General features: G+C 65.2%; 26 protein-coding genes. 12 read left to right on the plus strand and 14 right to left on the minus strand.

Features of this window, described 5'->3' with window-relative positions:
• The first annotated feature begins 78 nt into the window (after nt 1-78).
• From ACQY8M_RS17675 to ACQY8M_RS17715, 9 genes are all read left to right on the plus strand, one after another.
• Complete coding sequence (locus tag ACQY8M_RS17675; protein ID WP_428674547.1) at nt 79-1,314, plus strand: efflux RND transporter periplasmic adaptor subunit; 1,236 nt, start codon at nt 79-81, stop codon at nt 1,312-1,314.
• A 10-nt stretch (nt 1,315-1,324) separates the two neighbouring features.
• Nucleotides 1,325-4,435: an efflux RND transporter permease subunit gene (locus tag ACQY8M_RS17680; protein WP_428674549.1), complete on the plus strand. Its 3,111-nt coding sequence runs from the start codon at nt 1,325-1,327 to the stop codon at nt 4,433-4,435.
• Between the two features lie 9 nt (nt 4,436-4,444).
• Entirely contained in the window at nt 4,445-5,626 is a 1,182-nt protein-coding gene (locus tag ACQY8M_RS17685) for an amidase (protein ID WP_428674551.1), read from the plus strand.
• Nucleotides 5,627-5,651: 25 nt separating this feature from the next.
• Entirely contained in the window at nt 5,652-6,203 is a 552-nt protein-coding gene (locus ACQY8M_RS17690) for a sugar O-acetyltransferase (protein WP_428674553.1), read from the plus strand.
• Entirely contained in the window at nt 6,203-6,604 is a 402-nt protein-coding gene (locus tag ACQY8M_RS17695; RefSeq protein WP_428674555.1) for an AtzH-like domain-containing protein, read from the plus strand. The genes ACQY8M_RS17690 and ACQY8M_RS17695 overlap by 1 nt, the downstream gene beginning before the upstream one ends.
• Nucleotides 6,605-6,619: 15 nt before the next feature.
• The gene (locus ACQY8M_RS17700) at nt 6,620-7,654 is read left to right on the plus strand and encodes an amidohydrolase family protein (protein ID WP_428674557.1); all 1,035 of its coding nucleotides are present in this window, start codon (nt 6,620-6,622) and stop codon (nt 7,652-7,654) included.
• Between the two features lie 11 nt (nt 7,655-7,665).
• The gene (locus ACQY8M_RS17705) at nt 7,666-9,237 is read left to right on the plus strand and encodes an ABC transporter substrate-binding protein (protein ID WP_428674559.1); all 1,572 of its coding nucleotides are present in this window, start codon (nt 7,666-7,668) and stop codon (nt 9,235-9,237) included.
• Nucleotides 9,238-9,297: 60 nt separating this feature from the next.
• Nucleotides 9,298-10,869 carry an ABC transporter substrate-binding protein gene (locus tag ACQY8M_RS17710; RefSeq protein ID WP_428674561.1) on the plus strand — a complete coding sequence of 524 codons (1,572 nt, stop codon included), beginning with the start codon at nt 9,298-9,300 and terminating at the stop codon, nt 10,867-10,869.
• Between the two features lie 108 nt (nt 10,870-10,977).
• On the plus strand, nt 10,978-12,006 hold the full coding sequence (locus ACQY8M_RS17715; RefSeq protein ID WP_428674563.1) for an ABC transporter substrate-binding protein: 1,029 nt from the start codon (nt 10,978-10,980) through the stop codon (nt 12,004-12,006).
• A 76-nt stretch (nt 12,007-12,082) separates the two neighbouring features.
• Here the strand turns inward: ACQY8M_RS17715 and ACQY8M_RS17720 are convergent, their stop codons facing one another.
• Nucleotides 12,083-12,472, minus strand: a complete 390-nt coding sequence (locus tag ACQY8M_RS17720) for a winged helix-turn-helix transcriptional regulator (protein ID WP_428674565.1) — start codon at nt 12,470-12,472, stop codon at nt 12,083-12,085.
• A gap of 106 nt (nt 12,473-12,578) precedes the next feature.
• Between ACQY8M_RS17720 and ACQY8M_RS17725 the strand changes: the two genes are divergently transcribed.
• Nucleotides 12,579-13,166 (plus strand): NAD(P)H-dependent oxidoreductase, encoded by a 588-nt coding sequence (locus ACQY8M_RS17725; protein WP_428674567.1) that lies wholly within the window; start codon nt 12,579-12,581, stop codon nt 13,164-13,166.
• A 93-nt stretch (nt 13,167-13,259) separates the two neighbouring features.
• Here the strand turns inward: ACQY8M_RS17725 and ACQY8M_RS17730 are convergent, their stop codons facing one another.
• Nucleotides 13,260-14,831 (minus strand): ABC transporter substrate-binding protein, encoded by a 1,572-nt coding sequence (locus ACQY8M_RS17730; RefSeq protein ID WP_428674569.1) that lies wholly within the window; start codon nt 14,829-14,831, stop codon nt 13,260-13,262.
• A gap of 220 nt (nt 14,832-15,051) precedes the next feature.
• Here ACQY8M_RS17730 and ACQY8M_RS17735 point away from each other — a divergent pair, with 220 nt between their 5' ends.
• On the plus strand, nt 15,052-15,813 hold the full coding sequence (locus ACQY8M_RS17735) for a DODA-type extradiol aromatic ring-opening family dioxygenase (protein WP_428674571.1): 762 nt from the start codon (nt 15,052-15,054) through the stop codon (nt 15,811-15,813).
• A 92-nt stretch (nt 15,814-15,905) separates the two neighbouring features.
• Here the strand turns inward: ACQY8M_RS17735 and grxD are convergent, their stop codons facing one another.
• The 8 genes from grxD to purC form a co-directional block, all read right to left on the minus strand.
• Entirely contained in the window at nt 15,906-16,241 is a 336-nt protein-coding gene (gene grxD, locus ACQY8M_RS17740; RefSeq protein ID WP_428674573.1) for a Grx4 family monothiol glutaredoxin, read from the minus strand.
• Between the two features lie 39 nt (nt 16,242-16,280).
• Nucleotides 16,281-16,517, minus strand: a complete 237-nt coding sequence (locus ACQY8M_RS17745; RefSeq protein WP_428674575.1) for a BolA family protein — start codon at nt 16,515-16,517, stop codon at nt 16,281-16,283.
• A 14-nt stretch (nt 16,518-16,531) separates the two neighbouring features.
• A complete protein-coding gene (gene purL / locus ACQY8M_RS17750) occupies nt 16,532-18,739 on the minus strand; it encodes a phosphoribosylformylglycinamidine synthase subunit PurL (RefSeq protein ID WP_428675380.1) in 2,208 nt (735 codons plus the stop codon).
• Between the two features lie 32 nt (nt 18,740-18,771).
• On the minus strand, nt 18,772-19,461 hold the full coding sequence (purQ, locus tag ACQY8M_RS17755) for a phosphoribosylformylglycinamidine synthase subunit PurQ (RefSeq protein ID WP_428674577.1): 690 nt from the start codon (nt 19,459-19,461) through the stop codon (nt 18,772-18,774).
• 7 nt (nt 19,462-19,468) lie between these two features.
• On the minus strand, nt 19,469-19,774 hold the full coding sequence (locus tag ACQY8M_RS17760; RefSeq protein WP_428674579.1) for a hypothetical protein: 306 nt from the start codon (nt 19,772-19,774) through the stop codon (nt 19,469-19,471).
• A gap of 32 nt (nt 19,775-19,806) precedes the next feature.
• Nucleotides 19,807-20,007 carry a hypothetical protein gene (locus ACQY8M_RS17765; protein WP_428674581.1) on the minus strand — a complete coding sequence of 67 codons (201 nt, stop codon included), beginning with the start codon at nt 20,005-20,007 and terminating at the stop codon, nt 19,807-19,809.
• 133 nt (nt 20,008-20,140) lie between these two features.
• A complete protein-coding gene (purS, locus tag ACQY8M_RS17770; RefSeq protein WP_428674583.1) occupies nt 20,141-20,383 on the minus strand; it encodes a phosphoribosylformylglycinamidine synthase subunit PurS in 243 nt (80 codons plus the stop codon).
• An 8-nt stretch (nt 20,384-20,391) separates the two neighbouring features.
• Nucleotides 20,392-21,156, minus strand: coding sequence for a phosphoribosylaminoimidazolesuccinocarboxamide synthase (gene purC, locus ACQY8M_RS17775; protein WP_428674585.1), 765 nt, complete (start codon nt 21,154-21,156; stop codon nt 20,392-20,394).
• 139 nt (nt 21,157-21,295) lie between these two features.
• Here purC and ACQY8M_RS17780 point away from each other — a divergent pair, with 139 nt between their 5' ends.
• Nucleotides 21,296-22,414, plus strand: coding sequence for a ferritin-like domain-containing protein (locus ACQY8M_RS17780; RefSeq protein ID WP_428674587.1), 1,119 nt, complete (start codon nt 21,296-21,298; stop codon nt 22,412-22,414).
• A 7-nt stretch (nt 22,415-22,421) separates the two neighbouring features.
• On the opposite strand, the gene panC is transcribed toward ACQY8M_RS17780, so the two are convergent.
• From panC to ACQY8M_RS17800, 4 genes are read right to left on the minus strand one after another with little or no spacing between them, the layout of a single operon-like run.
• Complete coding sequence (panC, locus tag ACQY8M_RS17785; RefSeq protein WP_428674589.1) at nt 22,422-23,258, minus strand: pantoate--beta-alanine ligase; 837 nt, start codon at nt 23,256-23,258, stop codon at nt 22,422-22,424.
• A gap of 34 nt (nt 23,259-23,292) precedes the next feature.
• A complete protein-coding gene (locus tag ACQY8M_RS17790; protein ID WP_428674591.1) occupies nt 23,293-23,997 on the minus strand; it encodes a class I SAM-dependent methyltransferase in 705 nt (234 codons plus the stop codon).
• Complete coding sequence (locus tag ACQY8M_RS17795; protein WP_428674593.1) at nt 23,997-25,034, minus strand: glycosyltransferase family 2 protein; 1,038 nt, start codon at nt 25,032-25,034, stop codon at nt 23,997-23,999. Before ACQY8M_RS17795 ends, ACQY8M_RS17790 begins: the two co-directional genes overlap by 1 nt.
• Before the next feature lie 53 nt (nt 25,035-25,087).
• Nucleotides 25,088-25,936: an FAS1-like dehydratase domain-containing protein gene (locus ACQY8M_RS17800; protein ID WP_428674595.1), complete on the minus strand. Its 849-nt coding sequence runs from the start codon at nt 25,934-25,936 to the stop codon at nt 25,088-25,090.
• Nucleotides 25,937-25,960 lie beyond the last annotated feature (24 nt).

The raw sequence follows: 25,960 nt of genomic DNA on the forward strand, positions 1-25,960 counted from the left end.
GATTGGCCGGTTGTTGCTGTGCGGGACGGCTATACGTCCGTATAATCGCGCGGGGGCTGGGGCTTTCGGGAGTTCGAGATGCGGTTGGTCCGTTGGGCGGTCCTCGCTTCAGTTGTGGTCGTGGGTTGCGGCGCGGCCTATACGCATCGCAACGAGCTCGCCCAGAAGCTGGGCTTGGGCGCGCTGGCCAATGCGAGCGAACAGAGCGGCTCCAGTCCGGCCGCATCGGCGCAGCCTCAAGGTCGGCGGGGCCGCGCCAATCCGGGCGGCGCGATTCCGGTTGTCGTCGCAACCGCCGTCGCCAAGCCGATGCCGATACTGATCGAAGCGGTGGGCACGGTACAGGCCATCGCCTCGATCCAGATCAAGCCGCGCCTCGACAGCCAGATCATGAAGGTCCTCGTCGAGGAGGGCGCGCTGGTCAAGGAAGGCGATCTTCTGTTCGAGCTCGACCAGCGCAGCCTCAAGGCGCAGCTTGCCCAGATCGAGGCCCAGATCCGCAAGGACGAGGCGCAGGTGGCGCAAGCCAAGCGCGACTCCGCGCGCTCCGAGGGTCTGCTCGGCAAAGGTGCGGGGACGGTGGTCGCTCGCGACACCAACTTGACGGCCCAAAAGGCTGCCGAGGCCCAGCTCGAGTCCAACGAGGCGCTGCGGACGACCATTCTGACACAACTCAGCTTCACGGAGATAAAGGCGCCGGTGTCGGGCCGCATTGGCTCGATCCCGAACAAGGCGGGAACAGTTGTCCGCGTTGCCGACAACACGGCGGCCTCGGTGCTGGCGACGATCAACCAGGTCGATCCGATCTATCTGCAGTTCGCGATCCCTCAGGTCTACCTTCCGGAGCTGAGGGCGGCGATGGCTGAGGGCAACGTAACGGTCAACGCCCTCGTCGACGACAAGCGCAAACAAACGGGTTCGGTTGCGTTCATCGAGAACACCGTCGATCCGATGACGGGCACGGTGATGGTAAAGGCCAAGATCCCCAACGCCAACGAGGGCCTGTGGCCTGGCCAGTTCGTCAAGGCCGAATTGGTGCTGGGCGTCGAACCCCAGGCTATTTCGATTCCCGCGCCGGCGGTGCAGCTCGGACCGCAAGGGCCGTACATCTTTGTCGTCAAGGACGGGCGCGTGGCCGAGGTTCGGCCCATCACCATCAGACGCACGCAAGGCGGGGAGTCGGTGATCGGAAGCGGCCTCAAGGTCGGCGAGCAAGTGGTGACCGACGGCCAGCTTCGTCTGGTCAACGGCGCTGCGGTCACGATCAAGGCGGCGCAGAACGAGGCTCCCGCGCCCAGCAATCCTCGCGGCTGAGGAGGCAACCATGTCCGCGATCTGCATCCGCCGCCCGGTGATGACCATCCTGGTGATGGCATCGCTCGTCCTCGCCGGCATTTTCGGTTACAAGCAACTCCCGGTCGCGGCCATCCCGCGCGTCGACTTCCCCACGATCCAGGTGACGGCGACTCTGCCGGGTGCCAGCCCGGAGACGATGGCGGCGTCGGTCGCCTCGATCCTCGAGCGACAGTTCGCGACCATCGCCGGCGTTACCGCGATGACCTCTACGTCCTCGCTCGGCAACACCGCGATCACGCTGCAGTTCGACCTCAACCGGAGCATCGACGGCGCGGCGCTCGACGTCCAGTCGGCGATCTCATCGGCGCTGCGGCGTTTGCCGCCGGAGCTGCCGGCGCCGCCCAGCTTCCGCAAGATCAACCCTGCCGACTTCGCAGTCATGTTCCTTGCATTGTGGTCCTCCCAGGCGCGCTTGTCCGACGTCGATGCCTTTGCGAACCGCTCGATCCTGCCGCGCCTCTCGACCCTGCCCGGCGTTGCCCAGGTGCTGATCTTCGGGTCTCAGAAGTATGCGGTGCGGGTGCGCGCCAACCTCGACCAGCTCGCCGTGCGCGGCCTCACCCTGCAAGAGCTGCAGAACGCCATCGTCAGCGCCAATTCGAGCAAGCCGGTCGGTTCCGTCGCGGACCGCCGCCAGAACTCGATCCTCGACGCGACCGGGCCGATCCAGACGGCTGCCGACTACATGCCGGTGATCGTCAGCTGGCAGAACGGCGCGCCGGTCCGCATTTCCGACGTCGCCACGTCGATCGACAGCGTCGAGAACGACAAGGTGGCGAGCTGGCTCAACGGCACTCGCGCCATCGTGCTGGGCGTCTACAAGCAGCCGGATGCCAACACCGTAGACGTCGTCGACCGCGTCAAGGCGATGCTGCCGGCGATCGAGCAGGAGCTGCAGAGCGGGGTCAACATCAGCCTGCTGGCCGACCGTTCGATCCCGATCCGGCACGCTATCGAGGACGTCGAGTTCACGCTGATCCTCGCCGGCATCCTCGTCATTCTCGCGATCTACTTCTTCCTGCGCAGCGCCCGCGCGACCTTCATCCCGGCGATTGCGCTGCCGATCTCGATAATCGGTACCTTCGCGCTGATGTATCTGTGCGGTCATTCGATCGACAACATCTCGTTGCTCGCGCTGACGCTGGCGGTGGGCTTCGTGGTCGACGACGCGATCGTTATGTTGGAGAACATCGTCCGTCACATCGAGGCGGGCGACACGCCGATGGAAGCCGCCTTCAAAGGGTCCAAGGAGGTTGGCTTCACGATCATCTCGATGACGCTGTCCCTCGTTGCAGTGTTCATCCCGGTGCTGTTCATGGGCGGCGTCGTTGGCCGGATGTTCAACGAGTTCGGCCTGGTCATCAGCTTTGCCATCCTGATCTCGGGCTTCGTCTCGTTGACGCTGACGCCGATGCTGTGCTCGCGGATGCTCAAGCCGATCGATCATCACGAGAAGCATAACGTCATGTTGCGCTCCTTCGAATGGAGCTTCAACAAGCTGAGCGACGGCTATGCCTGGGCGCTGCGCAGGACAGTGAGGATGCCGCGGGTCGTGCTGGCATTCACCCTCGGCACCTTCGTGCTCACCGGCGTCCTGTTTGTGCAGATACCCAAGGGCTTCTTCCCGTCCGAGGACATTGGCCAGATCACTGGCTCGACAGTCGGCCCCGACGACGCCTCGTTCGACGCCATGGTGGCGCGTCAGTCGGCGTTGGCCGAGATCATCCGGCGCGACCCCGACGTGGCATCGGTGATCTCCACGGTGGGCGGCGGCAATGCCGCCAGTACCGTCAATTCCGGCCGCATGTTCATCATGCTGCGAGACAAGCCGCAGCGGGTGGACAGCGCGCTGCAAGTCATCGCGCGGCTGCGGCGGGCCGCCGCGACCGTGCCGGGCATCAACATCTTCTTCCAGCCCGTGCAGTCCATCAACCTCGGAACGACGCAGACCCGCGCGCAGTATCAGTTCGGCATGCGCTCGGGCGACCTCGCCACGCTGCGAGAGTTCGCACCGCTCATGGAAGAGCGTATGCGGCGTATTCCGTCGATCCTCGACGTCAATTCAGATCTGCAGGTGCGCGCGCGTTCGACGGTGATCGACGTCGACCGCGATACCGCGTCGCGGCTTGGCCTGTCGGTCGACCAGATCCGGCTGATGCTCTACTCGGCGTTCGGCTCGCGTCAGGTGTCAACGATCTACTCTCCCGACGACACTTACCAGGTGATCCTCGAGGCCGATCCGAAGTACGTTGACCTCAACGAGGTGCTGCGCAAGATCATGATCCGCACGCCGGCAGGATCGATGGTGCCGCTCGACACGGTGGCGAAGCGCACCGACAAGCCGACCTCGCTGACGGTCAACCATATCTGGCAGCTGCCTTCGGTGATCGTCTCGTTCAACCTCGCGCCGGGGATCGCCCTCGGTCAGGCAGTCGACGACATCAAGGCCGCGGCTCTCGAGGTTGGCCTGCCGGCGAACATCGCCACAAGCTTCGAGGGCAGCGCCCAGGTCTTCCAGGAGGCGGTGGCCAACCAGGGCCTGCTGCTGTTCGCCGCCATTCTGGTGATCTACATCATCCTCGGCATCCTTTACGAGAGCTTCATCCACCCGCTGACGATCCTGTCGGGCTTGCCGTCGGCCGGCATCGGCGCACTGCTGGTTCTGATGATGTTCAATATGGACCTCAGCGTAATTGCCATGATCGGCGTGGTCATGCTGATCGGCATCGTCAAGAAGAACGCCATCATGATGGTCGATTTCGCGATCGAGCGCCGGCTACGGGGGGCCACCGCCGAGGCGGCGATCGTCGAGGCGGCCCGGCTGCGCTTCCGGCCAATCATGATGACCACCGTCTGCGCGCTGCTCGGCGCGCTGCCGATCGCCATCGGCGCGGGTGCCGGCGCGGAACTTCGTCAGCCGCTCGGCATCACGGTCGTCGGAGGCCTGCTGGTATCCCAGCTGCTGACGCTCTTCATCACCCCGGTCGTCTATATCTGGTTCGACAAGATGAGCGGCATGCAGTTTACGCCCCGCTGGCGCCGGCGGAGCCGCAGTGCCAGCCCGACGCCCGCAGAGTAGGTAAGAGGAATGACTGACGACGACATTGGCGCCTTCGTGCCCGGCCCCCGAGTGCGCGTCGACGGCCGCGCGGGCGGTCCGCTCGCGGGCCTGACGTTTGCCGCCAAGGACCTGTTCGACGTGGCTGGCGTGCCGACCGGCGGCGGAAATCACGACTGGCCGACCGGCCGGCCGATCCCAGCGAAGCACTCCTGGGCGGTTCAGACTCTGCTCGACGGCGGCGCAACGCTGATCGGCAAGACCATCACCGACGAGGTCTCGCTCGGCATCCTGGGCGAGAACGCCTTCGACGGAACGCCCAAGAACACCAGGGCGCCGGGCAGGGTGCCGGGTGGCTCGTCGTCGGGCTCGGCCGCCGCGGTGGCCGCGGGCCTCTGCGACACGGCGCTCGGCACCGACACGGGCGGCTCGGTGCGCGTGCCGGCCAGCTTCTGCGGCCTTTACGGCATTCGCCCGACGCACGGCCGGATCGATACGACCGGCATGCTGCCGCAGGCGCCGACCTCCGATACCACAGGCTGGTTCGCACGCGACGCCGCGACCTTTGCCAAGGTCTCAGAGGTGATGCTTGGCGAAGAGATTCCGCGCGCCCTGCCGACCTGCCTGGTGATCGCGGTCGACACGTTCGGCTTTGCCGACGCCGGTGTTGCCAAGGCTCTGCATCCGATGGTGACACGGCTCGCCGCCCTGATCGGCCACAGCCGTGAGGACATCATGGCGCCGCAGGGGCTCTCGGTCTGGGCGCGTGCCCAGCGCAGCCTGCAGCCGATCGAGGCCTGGAACACCTTCAAGCCGTGGCTCGACGAGCGCAATCCGCGCTTCGCCTTCTCGGTCGCCCGCCAGCTCGTTCTGGGCTCGATGGTCCCGGCGGCTGATCAGAGCTGGGCGGCGCTGATGCGCCAGGAAGTGCGCGGGCGCATGGCGCATCTTTTGCCGCCGGGCACCATCCTCTGCCTGCCGACCACGCCGTTCGCGGCGCCGCACGTCGGCCAGCCGCTGTCGGTGCTCGATCCGCTGCGCGACCGGATCACCTGCCTCTGTGCGCAGGGCGGGCTGGCCGGCCATCCGCAGGTCAGCCTCCCGGGCAGCACGGTTGACGGCCTCCCGGTCGGTCTGTCCATCATCGGCCCACGGGGCAGCGACGCCACGCTGGTGGCGGTCGCTCGCGCGCTGGAGGCCCAGGCAAGCTGAACGCCCGCGGCCCGGGGGAGGCGACGTGGCGAGCGAGAAGCAGAAGATGCTGGCCGGCGAGCTCTACCGAGCCAGCGGCGAGGAACTCGCGGCCGACGCAAGACGCGTCGCGGAATGGATGGACCGCTACAACGCCTCGATCGCCCGCACGCAGCAGGAATATCGAACGCTGTTGCGCGAGATGTTGGCCGAGGTCGGCGACGGCGCTTATGTCCGGCCGCCGTTCCACTGCGACTACGGCTACAACATCAGCCTGGGCAAGGGCGTGTTCCTCAATTTCAACTGCGTGATCCTCGACGTCGTGAAGGTCACGATCGGCGACGACACGCAGATCGGCCCGGGCACGCAGATTCTCACTGCCGACCATCCGCGCGATGCGGCGCAGCGGCGCGCCGGGCTCGAATTCGGCCGGCCGGTGACCATCGGCGCCAACGTCTGGATCGGTGCGGCGGCGATCATCCTGCCGGGCATCACGATCGGCGACGACGCGATTGTCGGAGCGGGCGCCGTGGTCACGCGTGATGTGCGGCCCGGTGCTACGGTGGTTGGCAATCCAGCGAAGGAGCGTAGAGCGTGATGGATATGACGGCGAATATTCCGGAGGTCGTCGAAGAGGTGCGCGTGCTGTTCGAGCGCTACGAGCAGGCGCTGATCGACAAGAACGTCGAGGTGCTCGACGCAACCTTCTGGAACAGCCCGCACACGATCCGACTCGCCAATCAAGAGCACGGCTACGGCTTTGATCGCATCCACGCCTTTCGCACGGCGCGTCCACCCGGGCCCGGTACCAAGGAAAAGCGCCTTCGCCTCGACATCGTGACTGTGGGGCGCGACGTCGCCACGGTGTCGCTGGTCTACAAGGTGCGCGGCCGGGAGATGACCGGCCGACAGACGCAGACCTGGATTCGTTTTCCGGATGTCGGCTGGAAGGTGATCCACGCCCACGTCTCGATGATCGCCGAGCCGCCGATCCTGTAATCAACGGAGGAAACAATGGCCCAACAAGCCGAAAGCCTTGGTAACGTGATGACGCCGGACCTCGAATGGGTCGCCAAGGTGAGCGAGCCGGCGCTCGAGCCCGAGCTGCCGATCGTCGATCCGCACCACCATCTCTGGCAGCGCGCCGGCAACGACTACATGTTTCACGACCTGCTGGCTGACACCAAGACCGGCCACAACATCGTGGCGACAGTCTTCGTCGATTGTCATTCGATGTACCGCAAGGAAGGCCCGGCCGAGCTGCGCTGCACCGGCGAGACCGAGTTCGCCAACGGCGTGGCGGCGATGAGCGCGTCGGGCCTCTACGGCAACCTGCGCGCCTGCGCCGGCATCGTCAGCCATGTCGACCTGCGCCTCGGCGCGAAGGCGGGAGCGGTGTTCGACGCCCAGATCGCCGCCGGCAACGGCCGCTTCAAGGGCATCCGCCACCAGACCGGGTGGGACGCCGATCCCGGCATCCGCAACTCGCGCACCGATCCGACGCCCGAGCTGACCCGCGACAAGGGCTGGCGCGAAGGCTTCAAGGAGCTGGCCAAGCGCAATCTGACCTTCGACGCCTGGCTCTACCATCCGCAGCTCGGTGAGATCGCCGATCTCGCCGACGCCTTCCCCGACACGCCGATCATCCTCGACCATGTCGGCGGGCCGCTGGGCTATGCGGGCTATGCCGGCCGGCACGACGAGGTGCGGGCGACGTGGAAGAGGTCGATGACCGAGCTCGCCAAGCGGCAGAATATCGTCGTCAAGGTCGGCGGCCTCGGCATGGCGATGGGCTGGTTCGACTTCTACCAGCGCCCGATGCCGCCCGGCTCGCAGGAACTGGCCGAGGCCTTCAGGCCTTGGGTCGAAACTTGCATAGAGCTGTTCGGGGTGAACCGCTGCATGTACGAGAGCAACTTCCCCGTCGACAAGATCACGTCCGGCTACGGCGTGCTGTGGAATGCCTTCAAGCGGATTTCCGCGAAGGCGTCGGCGAGTGAGAAGACGGCCTTGTTTTCCGGCACGGCGAGCCGCGTCTACAAGCTCTGAAGGAGGGCTATATGCGTCGTTTCCTCGTTGCATCTGTCGCCGCGTTGGCGGCGCTCTCGGCGACGCCTTTTGCGTCGGCGCAGACGCTGAAGGTGGTGATGCATTCGGACGTCAAGGCGCTCGATCCGATCTGGAGCGGCGCCTACATCACGCGCAACCACGGCTACATGCTCTGGGACACGCTGTTCGCGATGGACGAAAATCTGCAGGTCAAGCCGCAGATGGTCGACAAATGGGAGCAGAGCGCCGACGGCCTGACCTGGACCTTCACCTTGCGTGAGGGCCTGGAGTTCCACGACGGTGCGCCGGTGACGTCCGAGGACTGCATAGCCTCGCTCAAGCGCTGGTCGCAGCGCGATTCGATGGGCCAGAAGCTCGCCCTTGCCCTGCAGGAATACAAGGCCGTCGACGCCAAGACCTTCCAGATCGTGCTGAAGCAGAAGTTCGGCCCGCTGATCGAGGCGCTGGGCAAGCCGTCGGTGGTGGTGCCGTTCATCTGGCCGAAGAAGGCAGCCGAGGCGCAGGACGCCTTTGCCCAAAGCGATAACGTGATCGGCTCCGGTCCGTTCATCTTCAAGAAGGATGAATGGAAGCCCGGCGAGAAGCTGGTCTACGTCAAGAACCCCAAATACAAGCCGCGTTCCGAGCCGGCCTCGGGCCTGGCCGGCGGCAAGGTGGTCAAGCTCGACCGGGTCGAATGGGTGTGGATCCCCGACCCCGAGACGCAGCTCAACGCGCTGATCAGCGGCGAGATCGATATGCTCGAAAGCGTCGCGTACGACCACCTGCCGGTGCTGGAGAAGGCCAAGGGCGTCAAGGTGATCGCCAGCAAGACGTCCAATCAGTACGGCTTCCGCATGAACTGGCTGCAGCCGCCTTTCAATAACATCAAGGTGCGGCAGGCCGTGGCCTATGCGCTGAGCCAGGACGATTTCCTGCAGGCGAGCGTCGGCGACAAGCGCTTCTACCGTCCGTGCAAGGCGATGTTCACCTGCGATTCGCCGCTGGCATCGACTGCCGGCATGGAGGGGCTGATCGAGGGCAACGTGGCCAAGGCCAAGCAATTGCTGGCCGAGGCCGGCTACAAGGGCGAGGTGGTCGCGATGCCGCAGCCGACCGATCTGGGCGTCATCAAGCAGCTGGCGCCGGTCGCCAAGGCGCAGCTCGAGAAGGCGGGCTTCAAGGTCGAGGTCCAGCCTTCCGACTGGCAAAGCATGGTGGCGCGCCTGAACACCAACAAGGGCCTGCCCTCGGAGGGCGGCTGGAGCGGCTTCGGCACCAGCTGGGTGCAGCTCGACATCCTCGACCCGGTGATGACGCCGTGGCTGGTCAGCACCTGCGAGAAGGCGCGTGCCGGCTGGCCGTGCGACGCCGATATGGAGAAGCTGCGCGACGCCTTCATCGCCGCCGACACGCCGGCCGCGAAGAAGGCGGCGGCCGACGCGGTGCAGACGCACGCCATGCAGATCGTCACCCATGTGCCGCTCGGCGAATGGTTCGGCGTCTGGGCCGTGCGCAGCAACATCGAGACTGCCGCCGTGCCGCCGCCGATCACGGTGTTCTGGGGCGTCGGAAAGAAGTGATCTGATTCCAGACGACCGCTCGATAGTCTAGAGTTCGTCTTCACTGGGGAGGACGAACTTATGCGTCGCAGGTTCCATGCGTTGTGCCTTGCCGTGGCTACCGCCTTGGCGTCGGTCTCGGCGTCCGCACAGACGACCTTCAAAGTCGTCATGCATTCGGATCTCAAAATCCTCGATCCGATGTTCACCGGCGGCTACATCGTGCGCAACCACGGCTACATGGTCTACGACACGCTGTTCGCGATGGATGCGGACTTCAGGACCAGGCCCCAAATGGTCGACAAATGGTCGACCAGCGCTGACGGTCTCACCTGGAGCTTCACCTTGCGCGACGGATTGGAATGGCACGACGGTCAGCCGGTCACGGCAGAGGACTGCGTGGCCTCGCTGAAGCGGTGGGCGGCGCGCGATTCGATGGGTCAAAAGCTCGCCCTCGCGATTGCCGAATACAAGGTCGTCGACGACAGGACGTTCCAGATCGTGCTCAAGGAGAAGTTCGGCCAGCTGATCGAGGCGATCGGCAAGCCGTCGATCTTCGTGCCCTTCATGATGCCCAAGCGTGTCGCGGCTACCGATCCTACCAAGCAGATCGACGACTATACCGGCTCCGGCCCGTTCGTCCTGAAGAAGGACGAATGGAAGCCGGGTGAGAAGACAGTCTATGTCAAGAATCCGCGGTACAAGCCGCGCTCGGAGCCGATGTCCGGGTTGGCCGGCGGCAAGGCCGTCATGCTCGACCGGGTGGAATGGGTCTGGATTCCCGATTCAGAGACGCAGATCAACGCCCTGCTGAAGGGCGAGGTCGATATGCTGGAGGCCGTGAATTACGACTCCCTGCCGCTGCTCGAGAAGGACAAGAGCGTGCGGGTGATGAAGGCGCGCACGTCCAACCAGTACGTGTTCCGCATGAACTGGATGATCCCGCCTTTCAACGATGTCCGGATCCGCCGCGCAGCCGCGGTTGCGCTCTCGCAGGAGGACTTCCTGCAGGCCAATATTGGCGACCCGCGCTACTACCGTACCTGCAAGGCCTTGTTCACCTGCGGCACGCCGCTCGAGACCACGGCCGGCACCGAAGACATCGTGAACGGTGATGCCGCGCGGGCGCGCGCTCTCCTGAAAGAGGCAGGTTACGACGGCTCGCCGATCGTCCTGTTGCAGGCCTCCGATCTCGGTATCGTCAAGCAGCTGCCGATCGTTGCCAAGGCGCAACTGGAACGCGCTGGTTTCAAGGTGGAGGTGCAGTCGATGGATTGGACGACCTTCCTCAACCGCATCGCGACGAAGAAGGGACCGCTGACGGAAGGCGGATGGAACGCCTTCGCCACCGGCTGGTCCCAGATCGACATTCTCGACCCGCTGATGACGCCATACCTCGCCGCAACCTGCGAGAAGGCCCGTCCCGGCTGGCCGTGCGACGAGACCATGGAAAAGCTGCGCGACAAATACGTGCAGGCATCCAGCGACGCCGAAAAGAAAGCGGTCGCGGCCGAGGCGCAACGCCACGCCATGCAGATCGTCACGCACGTGCCGCTCGGCGAATGGTTCGGAGTGTGGGCGGTGCGGAGCAACATCGAGCTGCCCCCCGTACCCGCGACGGTCACCGCATTCTGGGGTATCAGCAAGAAGTGACACGCAACGCGCCGCCGTCTCGGCCGGAGCGTGGGATACGAAACATGCCGCAGCCTTTCGCGGCTGAATTGAACCCGCCATACTCCGACGAAAATCGGGAGGCAGTGGTTGGTTCAAGATCGTTTGACGCGTCGGGCCGCATTGGGCGCGATGGCTGCCGTGCCGCTGGCGTCCGTTGCGCGCGGGCAGGATCTCGCCAAGGCGTCGATTGCGCTCCTGCGCCTGTCGTCGTCCGGACCGGTGTTCATTGCGCTCGAGAAGGGCTGGTTCAAGGAGGCGGGCCTCGATCTGACGGTCAAGGACTTCACCGCCGCGACCCAGCCGCCGCTCGCTGTCGTATCGGGCGATGCCGATTTCGGCATGACCGCCTTCACCGCAGGCTTCTACAATCTTGCTGCCAAGGGCGGGTTGAAGGTGATCGCCGCGCAAAGCGCCGAGAAGGCAGGCTATCCGCTCGTTGCCATCACTGTGACCAACGCCGCCTGGGAGTCCGGCGTGCGGTCGATCAAGGATCTCGCGGGCAAGCGCATCGCGATGACCACGGCCGGCTCCTCGATGCACTATTCGATTGAGGTGGTGGCGCGCAAGCACGGCATCGACACCAAGACCATCACCATGGTGCCCCTGAACTCGCTGCCCAACATGGCGGCTGCCTTCAAGGGCGGCACGGTCGACGGCGCGATCTGGCCGGTGACGACGTGGCGGCAGGTGGAGGCGGAAGCGGGCGGGCACCTCCTTGCCTGGGTCGGCGACGAGGCGCCATGGCAGCTGGGCGGCGTGTTCACCTCACCCAAGACGATCGCCGAGCGCCGGCCGCTGGTCGAGAAGTTCATCGCCGGCTACCAGCGCGGCGCCGCGGCCTACAACGAGGCGTTCGGCAAGCGCGAGAACGGCAAGCTGGTGCCGGGACCGGGCTATGACGAGATGCTCGCAATTCTTGCCGCGGCGGTGAAGCAGACGCCGGCGCTGGTCTCGGCGGGGCTCCCCTTCATCGACCCGGAAGGCCGTCTCGATGTCGGCGACATCTACAGGCAGGTGGAGCTCTGGAAGGGCCAGGGCCAGGTGGCGCGCGATGCCGACCCCAGGACCTTCGTGGACCTCACCTTCGTGAAGGGCCACCTCAACGTGCCGGGTTGATCATCGCGGGGAGCGCGGGTCTCCAGACCCGCTCATGAGTTTGAGCGGGTCTGGAGACCCGCGCTCCCAGCAAAGATTACGCCGCCTTCAGCTCCGCGTGTCGGCTGGCTTTCGCGGCCGCATCTTCCGCTTGCCAGCGGATCGCGACGTTGGCCAGACCCCCCAGCACCTCGTCGAGCTCATGGCCGCGGGCGGTGAGGGAATAGGTCACCTTGGGCGGAATGGTGGCCTCATAGTCACGCTTGATCAGCCCGGCGCCTTCCAGAGTGCGCAGTCGCTCGGTCAGCATCTTCGCCGACACCCCGCTCACCCGGCGCTTCAGCTCGCCGAAGCGCTGCGGCCCGTAGGTGCGGAGATTGTACACGATGTACGTGGTCCACGGACCCATCAGCATGCGCAGGATGTAATCCATGGGGCAGGCGGCGGCGCCGCCTTCGTGGCCTTCCACAGGATGATTATCGGTCATGGAAAAATTCCAAAGGTTACGATTCGGTACCTACTAGCGGATATATAGTCCGGCCCTTAAGTGTGTCCAGTCACTTGAAGTAATCTGCTCAGGATTGGAGACCAAAATGACCACTGTCGCGATCGTCTATCATTCCGGCTACGGCCACACCCAGGCCATTGCCCAAGCCGTTGCCGCAGGCGCCCAAGAGGTCCCGGGCGTCAAGACGACGCTCGTGCCCACCTCCGAAGCGGAGGCCCGCGAGGCCGAGCTGGATGCGGCTGATGCCATCGTCTTCGGCAGCCCGACCTATATGGGCGGCGTGAGCGCCGATTTCGCCAAGTTCAAGGACTGGACGTCGAAGAAATGGATGGCGCGGTCCTGGCAGGACAAGCTGGCTGCTGGATTCACCGTCTCCGCCTCGTGGGGCGGCGACAAGCAGAACACCATCTACCAGCTCCTGACGCTCGCCCAGCAGCACGGCATGGTGTGGGTCGGCCTTGGCCTGGCGCCGGGCAACAACCATTCCAAGGGCTCTACCGACGATCTCAACCGCACCGGCGCCTCGCTCGGCGTGATGGCGCAGGCCAATGCCGACCAGGGCAACGAGGGCATCGGCGCGAGCGAGTTCCGCACCGCCCAGGCGCTCGGCAAGAGGGTCGCGGAGGCAGCGCTGCGCTGGCACGAGAAAGCGCTTGTAGCGCAGGCGGCGTAGGCGACGATGCGGCGCCCGGGATGACAATCAAGGCAGCGGCGGAGCCTCTCCATGACTGTCATCCCGAGGCGTAGCCGAGGGATCTATTCGTCGTCACTTCTTGCTGATGTTCCACCACACGGCGGCCGGGCTTTGCAGCCAGCCGTCGATGCGGTCCTTGCGGTACGCGCCGAATGCCTTGTACTGGCCGAGGACGACGTACTGCGCCTGCTCCATGATGCGGTCGGACACGGCGAGGGCGATCGCCTTCTGTTTCTCGGGGTCTGTCTCACGGGCGAAGGAGGCACGCAGCTTCTCGATCTCGGGATCGCACGGCCAGCCGAACCACGCCTTGTCGCAACCGCCGCTCGAGAAGGAGTTGGCGGCCGGGTTGTCGGCGTCGACCGTCGTGGTGGTGGTGTAGAAGATGTTCCAGCCACCCTTGTCGGGCGCTTCCTTGCGCGCGCGCCGCGACACGACTGTCTGCCAGTCGGTCGATTGCACGTCGACCTTGAACCCGCCTCTCTCGAGCAGCTGCTTGCCGACGGCCGGCAGCTGGTTCGACGACTGCAGGTCGGTCTGGTGCATCATCACGATCGGCTTGCCGTCGTAACCTGCCTCCTTGAGGAGCGCCTTCGACTTCTCGTAGTCGGGCTTGATCAGCAGGTCGCCATAGCTCTTCTCGTACTTCGAGCCGCAGACAAGAGGGGCGTTGCACAGCTTGTAGATCTCGGGATCGCCGACCTGCGCTCGCAGGAAATCCTCCTGCGCGATCGAGTACAACACGGCCTGCCGGGCCTTCACGTTGTCGAATGGCGGATGCAGGTGGTTCATGCGCATGATGATCTGGCTGCCGGCCTGGTTCCAGCCGTACAGCGCGATGTTTTTGTCCGCCTTGAGCACCGGGAAGAGGTCGGGCGGCGGCACCTCGATGATGTCGATCTCACCCGCGATGAGCGCGTTGGCCGCCGTCGCCGGATCGGTGATCGCGAGCCATTCGACGCGGTCGACCTTGACGACTTTCCCGCCGGCCAGCATCGAGGGCGGCTCGTCGCGCGGCTTGTACTTTGGATTCTTGAGATAGACGATCTTTTCGCCCGGCTTCCACTCGTCGCGCTTGAACATGAACGGGCCGGAGCCGGTGTAGTCGTCGATCTGCTTGTTGGGATCGGTGTCGGCGACACGCTTGGGCATCATGAAGGGCACATTGGACGAAGGCTTGCCGAGCGCGTCGAGCACCAGGCCGAACGGCTCCTTCAACGTCAGGCGGAAGCTTTTCTCGTCGAGCACCTTGAGTTCGCCAGTCGCACCCATGAGCTGCTGGCCGAGCGCGTCACGCGCCGCCCAGCGCCGGATCGAGGCGACGCAGTCTTCTGCCGTGACCGGCTTGCCGTCGGTCCATTCCAGGCCGGGACGCAAGGTGAAGGTCCAGGTCAGCTTGTCCGGCGAGACCTCGTACTTGTCCACCATCTGCGGTTGGACCACGCCTTTCGCATCCTTGGCGAAGAGGACGTCGTAGACCATGTAGCCGTGGTTTCGGGTGATGAATGCCGTCGTCCAGATCGGATCGAGCACCTTGAGGTCGGAATGTGCCACCAGCCGCAGCGTGGTCTCGGACGCCGCCGGGACGGCGGAGAGCACACCGAGGCACGCCGCCACGGCCGCCAGTCGTCGCAGATAACGCATTGCTAACCCTCTTTACGGACACTGTTGCAGACAAGCTGACACGACAACGCCGGGGAATAAAGGGGGCTGACGTTCGCAGCATCGCGTGCGCATGGGCCATCGCGTGCGCCGCCACCAATCACCATATCACCGTCGCGACCGTGGGCCCCTGCGGCAACGAACATGAACCGTCTCTTGCCTTGCTAATTTCAGATGTTGTGTGAGGATCGAAGCAATGCCGATGCCGTCTGTCTTCGTGTCGCATGGCTCGCCCATGCTCTATCTCGAAAAGGATGTGCCGGCGCGCGCCTTCCTCGAGACGCTTGGCGAGGTGCTGCCGCGGCCCAAGGCAATCGTGGCGGTGTCGGCGCACTGGAACACCGAACGGCCGGCCGTCTCGACCAATGCACGGCCCGAGACGATTCATGACTTCTACGGTTTTCCGGATGCGCTCTACCGGCTGCGCTACGATGCGCCTGGCGCGCCAGAACTGGCGGAGCGTGTTGCCACGCTGACCGGCGCGGCGATCGATCCGACCTATGGCCTCGATCACGGCGCCTGGGTTCCGGCGATGCTCGGTTGGCCCAAAGCCGATATTCCGATCTTCCAGCTTTCGGTACAGCCCTATGCGACGCCGGCCGATCATATCGCGCTCGGCCGCAAGCTCGCGCCCTTGCGGGAGGAGGGCGTGCTGGTGATGGGCAGCGGCAGCGCTACCCACAATCTTCGGCGCCTTATGCGCGGCCAGCATGGCATGCCGCCCGAGCCATGGGCCAAGGCGTTCGACGACTGGGTCGCGGAGAAGATCGAGGCGGGCGACGAGACCGCGCTGGCGAACTATCGCAGCGAGGCGCCGTACGCCAAGGATGCCCATCCCACCGATGAGCACTTCCTGCCGCTGCACGTTGCGTATGGTGCGGCAGGAGAGGGTGCGCGCGGCCGGGCGCTCCATCGCAGCTTCACGTCCGGCAACCTCTCGATGGCGTCCTACGTGTTTGCGTGAGCTGGGAGCGCGGCTCTCCAGAGCCGCTCATGGATTGTCGCAAACCGAGGGAAGAGCGGCTCTGGAGAGCCGCGCTCCCAGCGAAGACTTCCTCAGGCGGCGTGAGCCAAGGTCACGCCCTTTTCCTTCATCAACTGCTCGAGCTCGCCGGTCTCGAACATCTCGCGGATGATGTCGCAGCCGCCGACGAACTCACCCTTCACGTAGAGCTGGGGAATGGTCGGCCACTGGCTGAACTCCTTGATGCCCTGGCGCAGCTCGCCGTCGGTCAGGATGTTGATGCCGTGGAACTTCACGCCGAGCTGGCTCAGCACATCGACCACCGCGGCCGAGAAGCCGCACTGGGGGAACACCGGCGTGCCCTTCATGAACAGCAGCACGTCGTTCTTGCCGATCTCGTCGCGAATGCGGTCAAACACGTCGCTCATGTCTGAAACTCCCAAGGATATGGACCGAATATAAGACGGTCAGGGCTTCTGCGCCATGGTGGTCAGCTTCAAGGCGTGGAGAACGCCACCCATCCGGCCGCCAAGCGCGCCATAGACCATCTGGTGCTGCTGGATCTTCGTCTTGCCGGCGAAGGCCGGTGAAACGACCGTGGCGGCCCAATGGTCGCCGTCTCCGGCAAGGTCCTGCATCTCGACCTCGGCGCCCGGGATACCCTGCTTGATCAGGGCGATGATGTCTTCGGCGGCCATCGGCATGGCTTCAAAACCCCTTATTCTGCGGCATTCATGTAGGTCGGCAGCCAGTCCTCGTGTGCTGCCTTGATCTCGGCCAACGTCAGCGAAACCAGTCCCTCGATGACCAGGGATGCGCCGCCCGAGTAGCCGAGCTGCACCGCCGGCACGCCGGCCGCCCCGGCGGCCTCGAGCATATCGTCCCCCGCGCCGGTGGCGATGAGATAGCGGGCCTGATCCTCGCCATAGAAAAACGCGTGCGAGGGAACGGCCGTTCCAGCCGGAACCTTGACCGTGACGCCGGTACCGCCGGCGATGCACATCTCCGCCAAGCCGACGAGCAGGCCGCCGTCGGACAGGTCGTGGCAGGCGGCGACCCTGCGGGCATCGATCTGGCTGCGCACGAAGTCGCCGTTGCGGCGCTCGGCCGCGAGATCGACGGGAGGCGGCGCGCCTTCTTCCCGGCCGTGCAGCTCGCGCAGGTAGATCGACTGGCCGAGCCAGCCCTGCGTCTCGCCGACCAGGATGATGGCGAGGCCGCCCTGGGTTAGGCGCGAGCCGACGGTCTTGCTGACGTCGTCGATCACGCCCACCGCGCCGATCGTCGGCGTCGGCAGGATCGGCCGGCCCTCGGTCTCGTTGTAGAGCGAGACATTGCCCGACACGACGGGGAAGTCGAGCACCTTGCAGGCCTCGGCCATGCCCATGATGGCGCCGGCGAATTGGCCCATGATCTCGGGCTTTTGCGGATTGCCGAAGTTCATGTTGTCGGTGACGGCGAGCGGCCTGGCGCCGGTCGCCGTGATGTTGCGCCAGGCTTCGGCGACCGCCTGCATGCCGCCGGTTTCGGGGTGAGCCTGCACGTAGCGCGGCGTGCAGTCCGACGTCATGGCGAGGCCCTTGTGGCCGCCCGGCACGCGCACCACGGCGGCATCTCCGTCCTGCGGCCGGATGGCGGTGTTGCCCATGATCAGGTGGTCGTACTGGTGCCAGATCCACGCCTTGCTCGCGAGATCGGGGCAGCTCATCAGGGTGAGCAGCGAGGCGTTCCAGTCCTTCGGCGCCGGCACCGTCGAGGCATCGAGCACGGCCGGCAGCTCGGTCAGGGCCCACGGCCTCTCGTACATCGGCGCTTCGGTGACCAGCGGAGGAATGGGGATGTTGCCGACCACATCGCCGTGCCAAGTCAGCACCATGCGCTCGGTGTCGGTAAGATGGCCGATCACCGCGAAGTCGAGCTCCCACTTCTCGAAAATCTTGCGTGCCTGCTCCTCGCGGCCGGGCTTGAGCACGATAAGCATGCGCTCCTGGCTCTCGGAGAGCATGAGCTCATAGGGGTTCATGCCGGTCTCGCGCATCGGCACCTTGTCGAGCGCCATCTCGAGTCCGAGGCTGCCCTTGGCCGCCATCTCGAACGACGAGGAGGTGAGGCCGGCCGCGCCCATGTCCTGGATGGCGATGATCGCGTCGGTCGCCATCAGCTCGAGGCAGGCCTCGAGCAGCAGCTTCTCGACGAACGGGTCGCCGACCTGAACCGTCGGCCGCTTGCTCTCGCTGTCCTCGTTGAACTCGGTCGACGACATGGTGGCGCCGTGGATGCCGTCGCGGCCGGTCTTGGAACCGACATAGACCATCGGATTGCCGATGCCAGCGGCGGCGGCGTAGAAGATCTTGTCCGTCGGCGCGATCCCGACCGTCATGGCATTGACAAGGATGTTGCCGTTGTAGGCGGCATGGAAGTTGGTCTCGCCGCCGACGGTCGGGATGCCCATGCAGTTGCCGTAGCCGCCGATGCCGGCGACCACGCCCGACACGAGATGCCGCGTCTTGGGATGCTTCGGATCGCCGAAGCGCAGGGCATTGAGGTTGGCCACCGGCCGCGCGCCCATGGTGAAGACATCGCGCAGTATGCCACCGACGCCGGTGGCCGCACCCTGGTAGGGCTCGATATAGGAGGGGTGGTTGTGGCTCTCCATCTTGAAGATGGCGGCCTGGCCGTCCCCGATGTCGATCACGCCGGCATTTTCGCCAGGCCCCTGGATTACCCAGGGGGCCTTGGTCGGCAGCTTCTTCAGCCAGACCTTCGAGGATTTGTAGGAGCAGTGCTCGCTCCACATCGCCGAGAAGATGCCGAGCTCGACCATGGTGGGTTCGCGGCCCATGATCTTCAGCAGCCGCTGGTATTCGTCGGGCGCGAGGCCATGCTCGGCCACGATCTGCGGCGTGATCGCGGGCTCGTTGGGCAGCTTGGCGGGCGGATTCTTCTCGGCGGCGATGGTCACGACAGGGCCTCTACGAGACCTTCGAACAGCGCCTTGCCGTCGGTGCCGCCGAACATCGGCTCGACCGCGTTTTCCGGATGCGGCATCAGCCCCATCACCGTCTTGGTCTCGTTGAAGACGCCGGCGATGTTGCGGATCGAGCCGTTGGGATTGCCGTCGGCGTCCACCGTGCCGTCGGCGCTGCAGTAGCGGAAGGCGATCTGGCCGCGGTCTTCGAGCTTCTTCAGCGTGTCCTCGTCGGCAAAATAGTTGCCCTCGGCGTGCGCCACCGGGACCTTGATCACCTGGCCGGCCTGGTAGCGGTTGGTGAACAGGCTCTGGCTGGTCTCGACCTTGAGGTGCACGTCGGCGCAGATGAACTTCAGCTTCTCGTTGCGCATCAGCGTGCCCGGCAGAAGTCCGGCCTCGGTGACGATCTGGAAGCCGTTGCAGATACCCAGCACCGGCACGCCCTGCGCCGCGCGCTTCTTCACCTCGGCCATCACGGGTGACTGAGCTGCCATGGCGCCGCAGCGCAGGTAGTCGCCGTAGGAGAAGCCGCCCGGCACGACGATCAGGTCGGTCTTCTCGAAGTCGCCGTCGCCATGCCAGATCATCTGGGGCTTGCGCCCGGTGACCAGCTCGATCGCCTGCGCGACATCGGCTTCGCGATTGGACCCGGGAAATACGAGGATTGCGGCTTTCATGATCGCACTACGCTGCCGGGAGCTTGACCAGGAGATAGCCTTTTTCAGCGATCGCCTTCTTGGCGTCGGGCTCCGTAAATCCTACTCGCTTTCCACCGGACTCTTCGACCGTCTTCAAGAACTCCCAGTCTACCGAGCGTCCGAGGCCGGCCCGTGCAGGTGGCTTCTTGCCGTCCGTGACCGCGAACGTCAGCCGCATGCCATGCGCACGATAGATGTGGAACTTCGTGCCATTGGGTTTTGGGCGATGCTTTTCACCCGGCAAGTTGACCTTCGCGCCGATCCAGTCGCGCGCTGTGGTCGGCCGCTCCACGGTCTCCGCCGTCCTGTGTGATGCCATTGCGCTCACTCTCCGTAGGTCTCGCCGAAGAACGTCTGATAGTACAACGATTGCTCAAATTTGTTGGCGCGCCAGGCGGTGATCAAGCGCACCTCATTGCCAACGTCAATTTCAGTGTAGACGATCACGGCTATATTGCCGCGCGAAAGCGCCAGGATCTTGATGCGCAGGCCATCGATATGGTGCTCCTGAGCCTCCATTTCCAAGGTCGGTCCATCGAATGCAGCGAGCTAATCGGCAAGATCGATGCCATGGTCCTTCCTGACCTTGCGTCGCTTGTCGTCGTCCCAGCTGAAGCGCCGATTGCCATGCTGCTTGACGCCCATCCACGGGCGCGCCTCAACCGACCAGCTCGATCGAATAGTTCTCGATCACCGTGTTGGCGAGCAGCTTCCTGCACATGTCCTCGAGCCGGGCCTTGGCCCGCGCCATGTCGGTCTCGGCGAGCTCCAGCTCGATGAACTTGCCCTGCCGGACGTCGCCCACCTCGGCGAAACCGAGGCGGTTCAGGGAATGTCCGATGGCCTTGCCCTGGGGGTCGAGCACACCGTTCTTGAGGGTCACGTGAACTCTGGCTTTCATCTCGCCCCTTATTGCAGCGTTGTCGGGCCGCGCACGTCGCCGGGGCCCTGGTCGATCAGGATGCCGAGCCGGCGGGCAACCTCCTGGTAGGCCTCCTCGACCTTGCCGAGGTCGCGGCGGAAGCGGTCCTTGTCCATCTTCTCGTTGGTCCGCAGGTCCCACAGCCGGCAGGAATCGGGGCTGATCTCATCGGCGAGCACGATGCGGACCATGTCGTCCTCATAGAGGCGGCCGAACTCGATCTTGAAGTCGATCAGCTTGATGCCGCAGCCGAGGAACAGGCCGAACAGGAAGTCGTTGACCCGGAGCGTCAGGGCCACGATGTCATCGAGGTCCTGAGGTGTCGCCCAGCCGAAGGCAGTGATGTGCTCCTCGGTCACCATCGGATCGGCGAGCTGGTCGTTCTTGTAGAAGAATTCCATGATGGAGCGCGGCAATTGCGTGCCTTCCTCGACACCGAAGCGCGTGGCGAAGGATCCGGCGGCGACGTTCCTGACCACGACCTCGAGCGGGATGATCTCGACCTGCCGGATGAGCTGCTCGCGCATGTTCAGCCGCCGGATGAAGTGGGTCGGCACGCCGATCTCCCCGAGCTTGGTCATCAGGAACTCGGAAATGCGGTTGTTGATCACCCCCTTGCCGGTGATCGTGCCCTTCTTCTTGTTGTTGAACGCGGTGGCGTCGTCCTTGAAGTACTGGACGATGGTCCCGGGCTCTGGCCCCTCGAACAAGGTCTTGGCCTTGCCCTCGTAGATGCGGCGTCGGCGGGACATTTCACACTCCTTGCGGGCGGCCGGAACCGCCCGCCCTTGGCCCCGGAATATGGCGGAAACCCCATGATCCGGGACTGGGGAAAAATCCATTGAAAAAGGTGACGTGGCCGTCATATTCACCGTGGATCGGAGGCCTCACATGGCGCAGCAAATCACCTACGACAAGGCCTATGATGCTGTCGCGCCAGAAGATTTCCCGGCGATGCTGGAAGTCCCGCGTTATGGCCGCCGGAGCGACGCCTTCGACAGCATCATTTCGGCCACCCACGACCACTTCTGGGACCCGCTGGACAAGAATTACATCGATTTCGACTTGCCCTTCGACCTGGTCAACCGGCCGATCATGCCAGACGAGGCGATCGTCGAGCTGCGCTGCGAGGCGGTCGCCAGCCGGCTGGACGTCCGCCAGAAAATCCAGCTCTCCAACGACGTGACGCACTGGTCGATCTCCAACCTGCTGCATGGCGAGCAGGGCGCCCTCTCGCTGTCGGCCAGCCTGTGCCACGTGCTGCTCGATCCCGGGGCGCAGGAATATGCCGCCAACCAGGCGCGCGAGGAGGCCCGCCACGTGACCGGCTTCACGCGCTACATCGCCGCCCGGTGGGGCGCGCCGCTGCCGGTCGGCAAGACCATCGCCACGGTGCTCGCCGACCTGGTGAGCACGCCCGAGGTCTACAAGAAGATCGTCGGCATGCAGATGCTGGTCGAGGGCATCGCGATGGGCGCCTTTGCCACGCTCAACGCCAAGACCAACGACCCCGTTCTGCGCCGGCTGGTGCAGCTGGTGATGAGCGACGAGGCGTTCCACCATCGCTTCGGGCGGCTGTGGGCGGCGAAGACCATCCGGTACCTGAGCGACGAGGAGCACAAGAAGGTCGAGGACTGGGCGGCGCAGACCTTCCAGATGCTGCTGTTCAACCTGATCAACACCGAGCAGAAGCAGGTGATCTACGCCAAGTACGGCCTCGACTGGGAGTGGGTGCGCGACGCTGTGCGCGAGACGTTCGGCGACGAGGAGCGTCGCGCCTCGCTGAAGGAGAGCACCAACATCTTCCGCGTCCTGATCAAGACGCTGCTGCATGCCGGCATCATCACCTCGCGCACCGCGCCGCTCTACGCGGTGTGGGTCGACATGGACGAGCTCAAGGCCGAGGGCGATGGCATCCCGGGCGACATCGTCGCCGACGAGATGCTGATGGTGCTGCGCGAGATCAACGCCAGGCGCCGCCGCATCGGCGCGAAGGACGTCGCGGCCTAATTGCCGCCTAGCTGCCCAGGATCACGTTGTCGATCAGCCGGGTCTTGCCGAACCGAACCGCCATCGAGGCGAGCGCACCGTCGGCCGGAACCTGCCCGAGCTCTTTCAGCGAGCCGCGGTCGGCGATGCTGACATATTCAACAGAGCCCATCGGCTCCGTCGCCAGCGTCTCGCGCATGGCCTGGCGCAGCGTCTCGGCCGACCGCTCGCCTGCCGAGAAGCGCGCCTCGGCGGCGGCAAGCGCGCGCCGCAGCACGGTGGCGGCGCGGCGCTCGTCGGGCTTGAGGTAGCTGTTGCGGCTGCTCATCGCGAGGCCGTCGGCTTCGCGCACCGTCGGGCAGACCACGACCTCCAGCGGCATGTCGAGGTCGCGCGCCATCTTGGCGATTACGACGCACTGCTGCGCGTCCTTCTGGCCGAAATAGGCTTTGGTCGGCTGGACGATGTTGAAGAGCTTGCAGACGACGGTCGCAACGCCCCGGAAATGGCCGGGCCGCACCACGCCCTCCAGGACGCCGGTGACGGCGCCGACTTCGACGCCGGTATCGTGGCCCGGCGGATAGACGATGGCTGGCGTCGGCGTGAACACCAGGTCCGTCTGTATTTCGCGGAGCATCGACAGGTCGCGCTCCATATTGCGCGGATAGGTGCTGAAGTCCTCGTTGGCGGCGAACTGCGTCGGATTGACGAATATGCTGACGGCGACGGCGCCGCATTCCTCCCTGGCGCGGCGGACCAGGCTGAGATGGCCTTCGTGGAGAAAGCCCATGGTCGGCACCAGGCCGAGCCGTGGATAGCGGCTGCGCGCCGCGCGGAACGTCTCGATCGTCTCGATCACCTGCATGCAGCCTCCTTGCAGTCCGGCTGAAAAGCCGAACTCAGGGCTTCTTTGCCAGCACGAACGCCGAGAGGCCAGCGAGTCGATTGAGCGGAAAGAGCGGCAGTTCCGCCGCGCAGGCGGCGGCGAGCAGGCCGTTGGTCAGCGCGCCGTGCTTCCTGAGGCTGCTGCGTGGCGTGGCGTCGCCGCGGCCGGCGAGGCGCATGGCGGTGGCGAGCGGGAAGATCAGGCCGAAATAATACGCGCCTCTCACGACGGTGAGCCCGGCGTCGCGCAAGGTCGTCTCGATCTCGGGCAGGGTGTAGCGCCGCCTGTGATCGAGGAACACGTCGTGGCCGCTCCACAGGAAGCGGAAGGCCGGCACCGTTACCAGGAAGTGCGTGCCGGACAGCACTTTGGCCGCATAATGGCGCACAAGGCCCACATCATTGTCGACATGTTCCAGCACATCCATCATCAGAACCAGGTCGCAGTCGGTCGGGCTGCAGTCGCGTCGATAAAGCACCGGCTTGCCGTCGAGCGTCTCGTCGCGGTTGCGTGCGTAGCCGACGTCGACGCAGAGCGCGGACTTCGCGCCGCCTTCGGCCAGGAGATGGCGTGAGAAGAAACCGGAGCCCGCGCCGACATCGAGCACGCGCTGCGGCCCGAGCGGCTCGACCATGCGGCGAAGCGCGGCGGCCTTGGAGCGGTAGTACCAGTGCCGGCCGATATCGGCGCCGAGGATGTCTTCTTCCTTGAGATCCATCAGGCCTTCGGTCCGCCGTCCTCGCCATTCTCGTAGACGTTCTCGACGACGTAGATCGGTCGGCCTTTGACCTCGAGGAACAGCCGACCGAGATACTCGCCGATGATGCCGATCGAGACGAGCTGGATGGCGCCGAGCGACAGCACTGCGATCAGCAGCGAGGCATAGCCCGGCGTGTCGATGCCGAAGATCAGGACCCGGCCGATGATGAACAGGGCGTACAGCCCGGCGACCGCCGCGATCGCCAGCCCACCGTAGAAAGACGCCCTGAGCGGCACGGTCGAGAAGCTCACCACGCCGTCGAGCGCGAAGTTCCACAGCCGCCAGAGATTGAACTTGCTCGCGCCCGCCGCGCGCTGCGGCCGCTCGTAGGGCACCCCGATCGCGTTGAAGCCGACCCAGGCGAACAGGCCCTTCATGAAGCGATTGCGTTCCGGCAGCTGGCGCAACACCTCGATCGCGCGCCGGTCGACCAGGCGGAAGTCGCCGACATTGGGAGGGATGCGCACCGGCGACATGGTATTGAACGCCCAGTAGAACCAGCCCGCCGAGACGCGTTTGGTCGCGGTGTCCCAGGTCCGCGCCGAGCGCACGCCGTAGACGATATCGTAGCCCTCGCGCCAGCGATCGATGAACGGGCCGAACAGATCCGGCGGATCCTGCAGGTCGATGTCGATCGGGATCAGGATGTCGCCTTTGGCGTGGTCGATGCCGGCGGTGAGGGCCGCTTCCTTGCCGAAGTTGCGCGACAGGTTCACCACCCGGATGCGGGGATCGAGCGCGCTGCAGTCGAGCAGACGAGCGAGCGTATCGTCTCGCGAGCCGTCGTTGACGAACACGATCTCGAAGCGCAACCCGGCCCGCTCCAGGAACGGCTCGACCGACGTCAGGAAAATCTCGATCGATTCCTCTTCGTTGAACACCGGCACGACCAGCGAGAGCAGCGGATCGGCGGGCCGGCGCATGCGCTGCGCCGCGAGCTGGCGCTCGAGGGTCGATGCAGATTTGACCGGCAGGGAGAGGGACACATCAGGCACGACCCGCAGTTTACACCACTTTCACGTCACGCAGGTCGTCGGACGGCGTCGGTTCATCGAAAGGTCGCCTTTCCCTGCTGGGCGAGGCCGCCGTTCGCATTGGCGATCCAGGTCGTGAACACGCCGTCGGCCTCGCGGCGTGCGGCAACGGTGAACGGCACGCCGGCGAACAGCGGCGACAGCGCCCGGAACTCGAAGCTCTCCGGCACTTTTCCCGGATTGGAGCGACGCGCCAGTTCGATCTGCAGCAGCCCGAGCAACGGGCCGTGCACGATCAGGCCCGGATAGCCCTCGGTCCCGGTAACGTAGGGCTGGTCGTAGTGGATGCGATGGCCGTTGAAGGTGAGAGCCGAGAACCGGAACAGCAGCACAGGATCCGGCATCACGGTCTTCGTCACGGTGGGATCGATGGGTGCGGGCTTGGGCTCCCGGGCCGTTTCGCCGGGCTTGGCGGCTTCGCGATAGACGATGTCGTGCTCTTCGATCAGCGCGGTCCCCTTGGCGCCGGACAGCGTGTGCTTGACGGTGACGAACACCATGGCGCCGGTAGAGCCGGTCTTGGGTTCGATCGACTTGATCTCCGAGACGCGCCTGGCGGTATCGCCAATGCGCAGCGGCTCGCCCTCGAAGACGAAGCGGCTGCCCGCCCACATGCGGCGCGGCAGCGCGATCGGCGGCAGGAACTCGCCGCGCTCGCCGTGGCCGTCCGGCCCGATCTTCGATGCCGGCGCGGCCTCGAGGAAATAGAGCCAGTGCCAGAGCGGCGGTAGCGGATCGCCCATGCGCGGCTCGGGATCGGGCTCGTCGAGCGTCGCGATCAGCGCCCGGGCGGGCCAGGGGGCGGTGAAGTCCTCGACGGTTTGGGTCTTGCCGACCCAGTCGCGCATATTTTCGGGTGCCATGGACCGATTCTGGCACCATCGACA

Source organism: Reyranella sp. (genome assembly GCF_965279465.1).
GTDB lineage: Bacteria > Pseudomonadota > Alphaproteobacteria > Reyranellales > Reyranellaceae > Reyranella.

What these genes read in the sequence shown, in the direction of transcription:
- ACQY8M_RS17700 (WP_428674557.1), top strand. Translation starts at nt 6,620, where the DNA reads ATGGCCCAACAAGCCGAAAGCCTTGGTAACGTGATGACGCCGGACCTC.
- grxD (WP_428674573.1), bottom strand. Translation starts at nt 16,241, where the DNA reads ATGAGCGACGTGTTTGACCGCATTCGCGACGAGATCGGCAAGAACGAC.
- ACQY8M_RS17730 (WP_428674569.1), bottom strand. Translation starts at nt 14,831, where the DNA reads ATGCGTTATCTGCGACGACTGGCGGCCGTGGCGGCGTGCCTCGGTGTG.
- purC (WP_428674585.1), bottom strand. Translation starts at nt 21,156, where the DNA reads ATGTCCCGCCGACGCCGCATCTACGAGGGCAAGGCCAAGACCTTGTTC.
- ACQY8M_RS17705 (WP_428674559.1), top strand. Translation starts at nt 7,666, where the DNA reads ATGCGTCGTTTCCTCGTTGCATCTGTCGCCGCGTTGGCGGCGCTCTCG.
- panC (WP_428674589.1), bottom strand. Translation starts at nt 23,258, where the DNA reads ATGCAGGTGATCGAGACGATCGAGACGTTCCGCGCGGCGCGCAGCCGC.
- purS (WP_428674583.1), bottom strand. Translation starts at nt 20,383, where the DNA reads ATGAAAGCCAGAGTTCACGTGACCCTCAAGAACGGTGTGCTCGACCCC.
- ACQY8M_RS17725 (WP_428674567.1), top strand. Translation starts at nt 12,579, where the DNA reads ATGACCACTGTCGCGATCGTCTATCATTCCGGCTACGGCCACACCCAG.
- ACQY8M_RS17745 (WP_428674575.1), bottom strand. Translation starts at nt 16,517, where the DNA reads ATGCCGATGGCCGCCGAAGACATCATCGCCCTGATCAAGCAGGGTATC.
- ACQY8M_RS17680 (WP_428674549.1), top strand. Translation starts at nt 1,325, where the DNA reads ATGTCCGCGATCTGCATCCGCCGCCCGGTGATGACCATCCTGGTGATG.
- ACQY8M_RS17790 (WP_428674591.1), bottom strand. Translation starts at nt 23,997, where the DNA reads ATGGATCTCAAGGAAGAAGACATCCTCGGCGCCGATATCGGCCGGCAC.
- ACQY8M_RS17695 (WP_428674555.1), top strand. Translation starts at nt 6,203, where the DNA reads ATGGATATGACGGCGAATATTCCGGAGGTCGTCGAAGAGGTGCGCGTG.
- ACQY8M_RS17720 (WP_428674565.1), bottom strand. Translation starts at nt 12,472, where the DNA reads ATGACCGATAATCATCCTGTGGAAGGCCACGAAGGCGGCGCCGCCGCC.
- purQ (WP_428674577.1), bottom strand. Translation starts at nt 19,461, where the DNA reads ATGAAAGCCGCAATCCTCGTATTTCCCGGGTCCAATCGCGAAGCCGAT.
- ACQY8M_RS17685 (WP_428674551.1), top strand. Translation starts at nt 4,445, where the DNA reads ATGACTGACGACGACATTGGCGCCTTCGTGCCCGGCCCCCGAGTGCGC.
- ACQY8M_RS17800 (WP_428674595.1), bottom strand. Translation starts at nt 25,936, where the DNA reads ATGGCACCCGAAAATATGCGCGACTGGGTCGGCAAGACCCAAACCGTC.
- ACQY8M_RS17735 (WP_428674571.1), top strand. Translation starts at nt 15,052, where the DNA reads ATGCCGTCTGTCTTCGTGTCGCATGGCTCGCCCATGCTCTATCTCGAA.
- ACQY8M_RS17710 (WP_428674561.1), top strand. Translation starts at nt 9,298, where the DNA reads ATGCGTCGCAGGTTCCATGCGTTGTGCCTTGCCGTGGCTACCGCCTTG.
- ACQY8M_RS17780 (WP_428674587.1), top strand. Translation starts at nt 21,296, where the DNA reads ATGGCGCAGCAAATCACCTACGACAAGGCCTATGATGCTGTCGCGCCA.
- ACQY8M_RS17675 (WP_428674547.1), top strand. Translation starts at nt 79, where the DNA reads ATGCGGTTGGTCCGTTGGGCGGTCCTCGCTTCAGTTGTGGTCGTGGGT.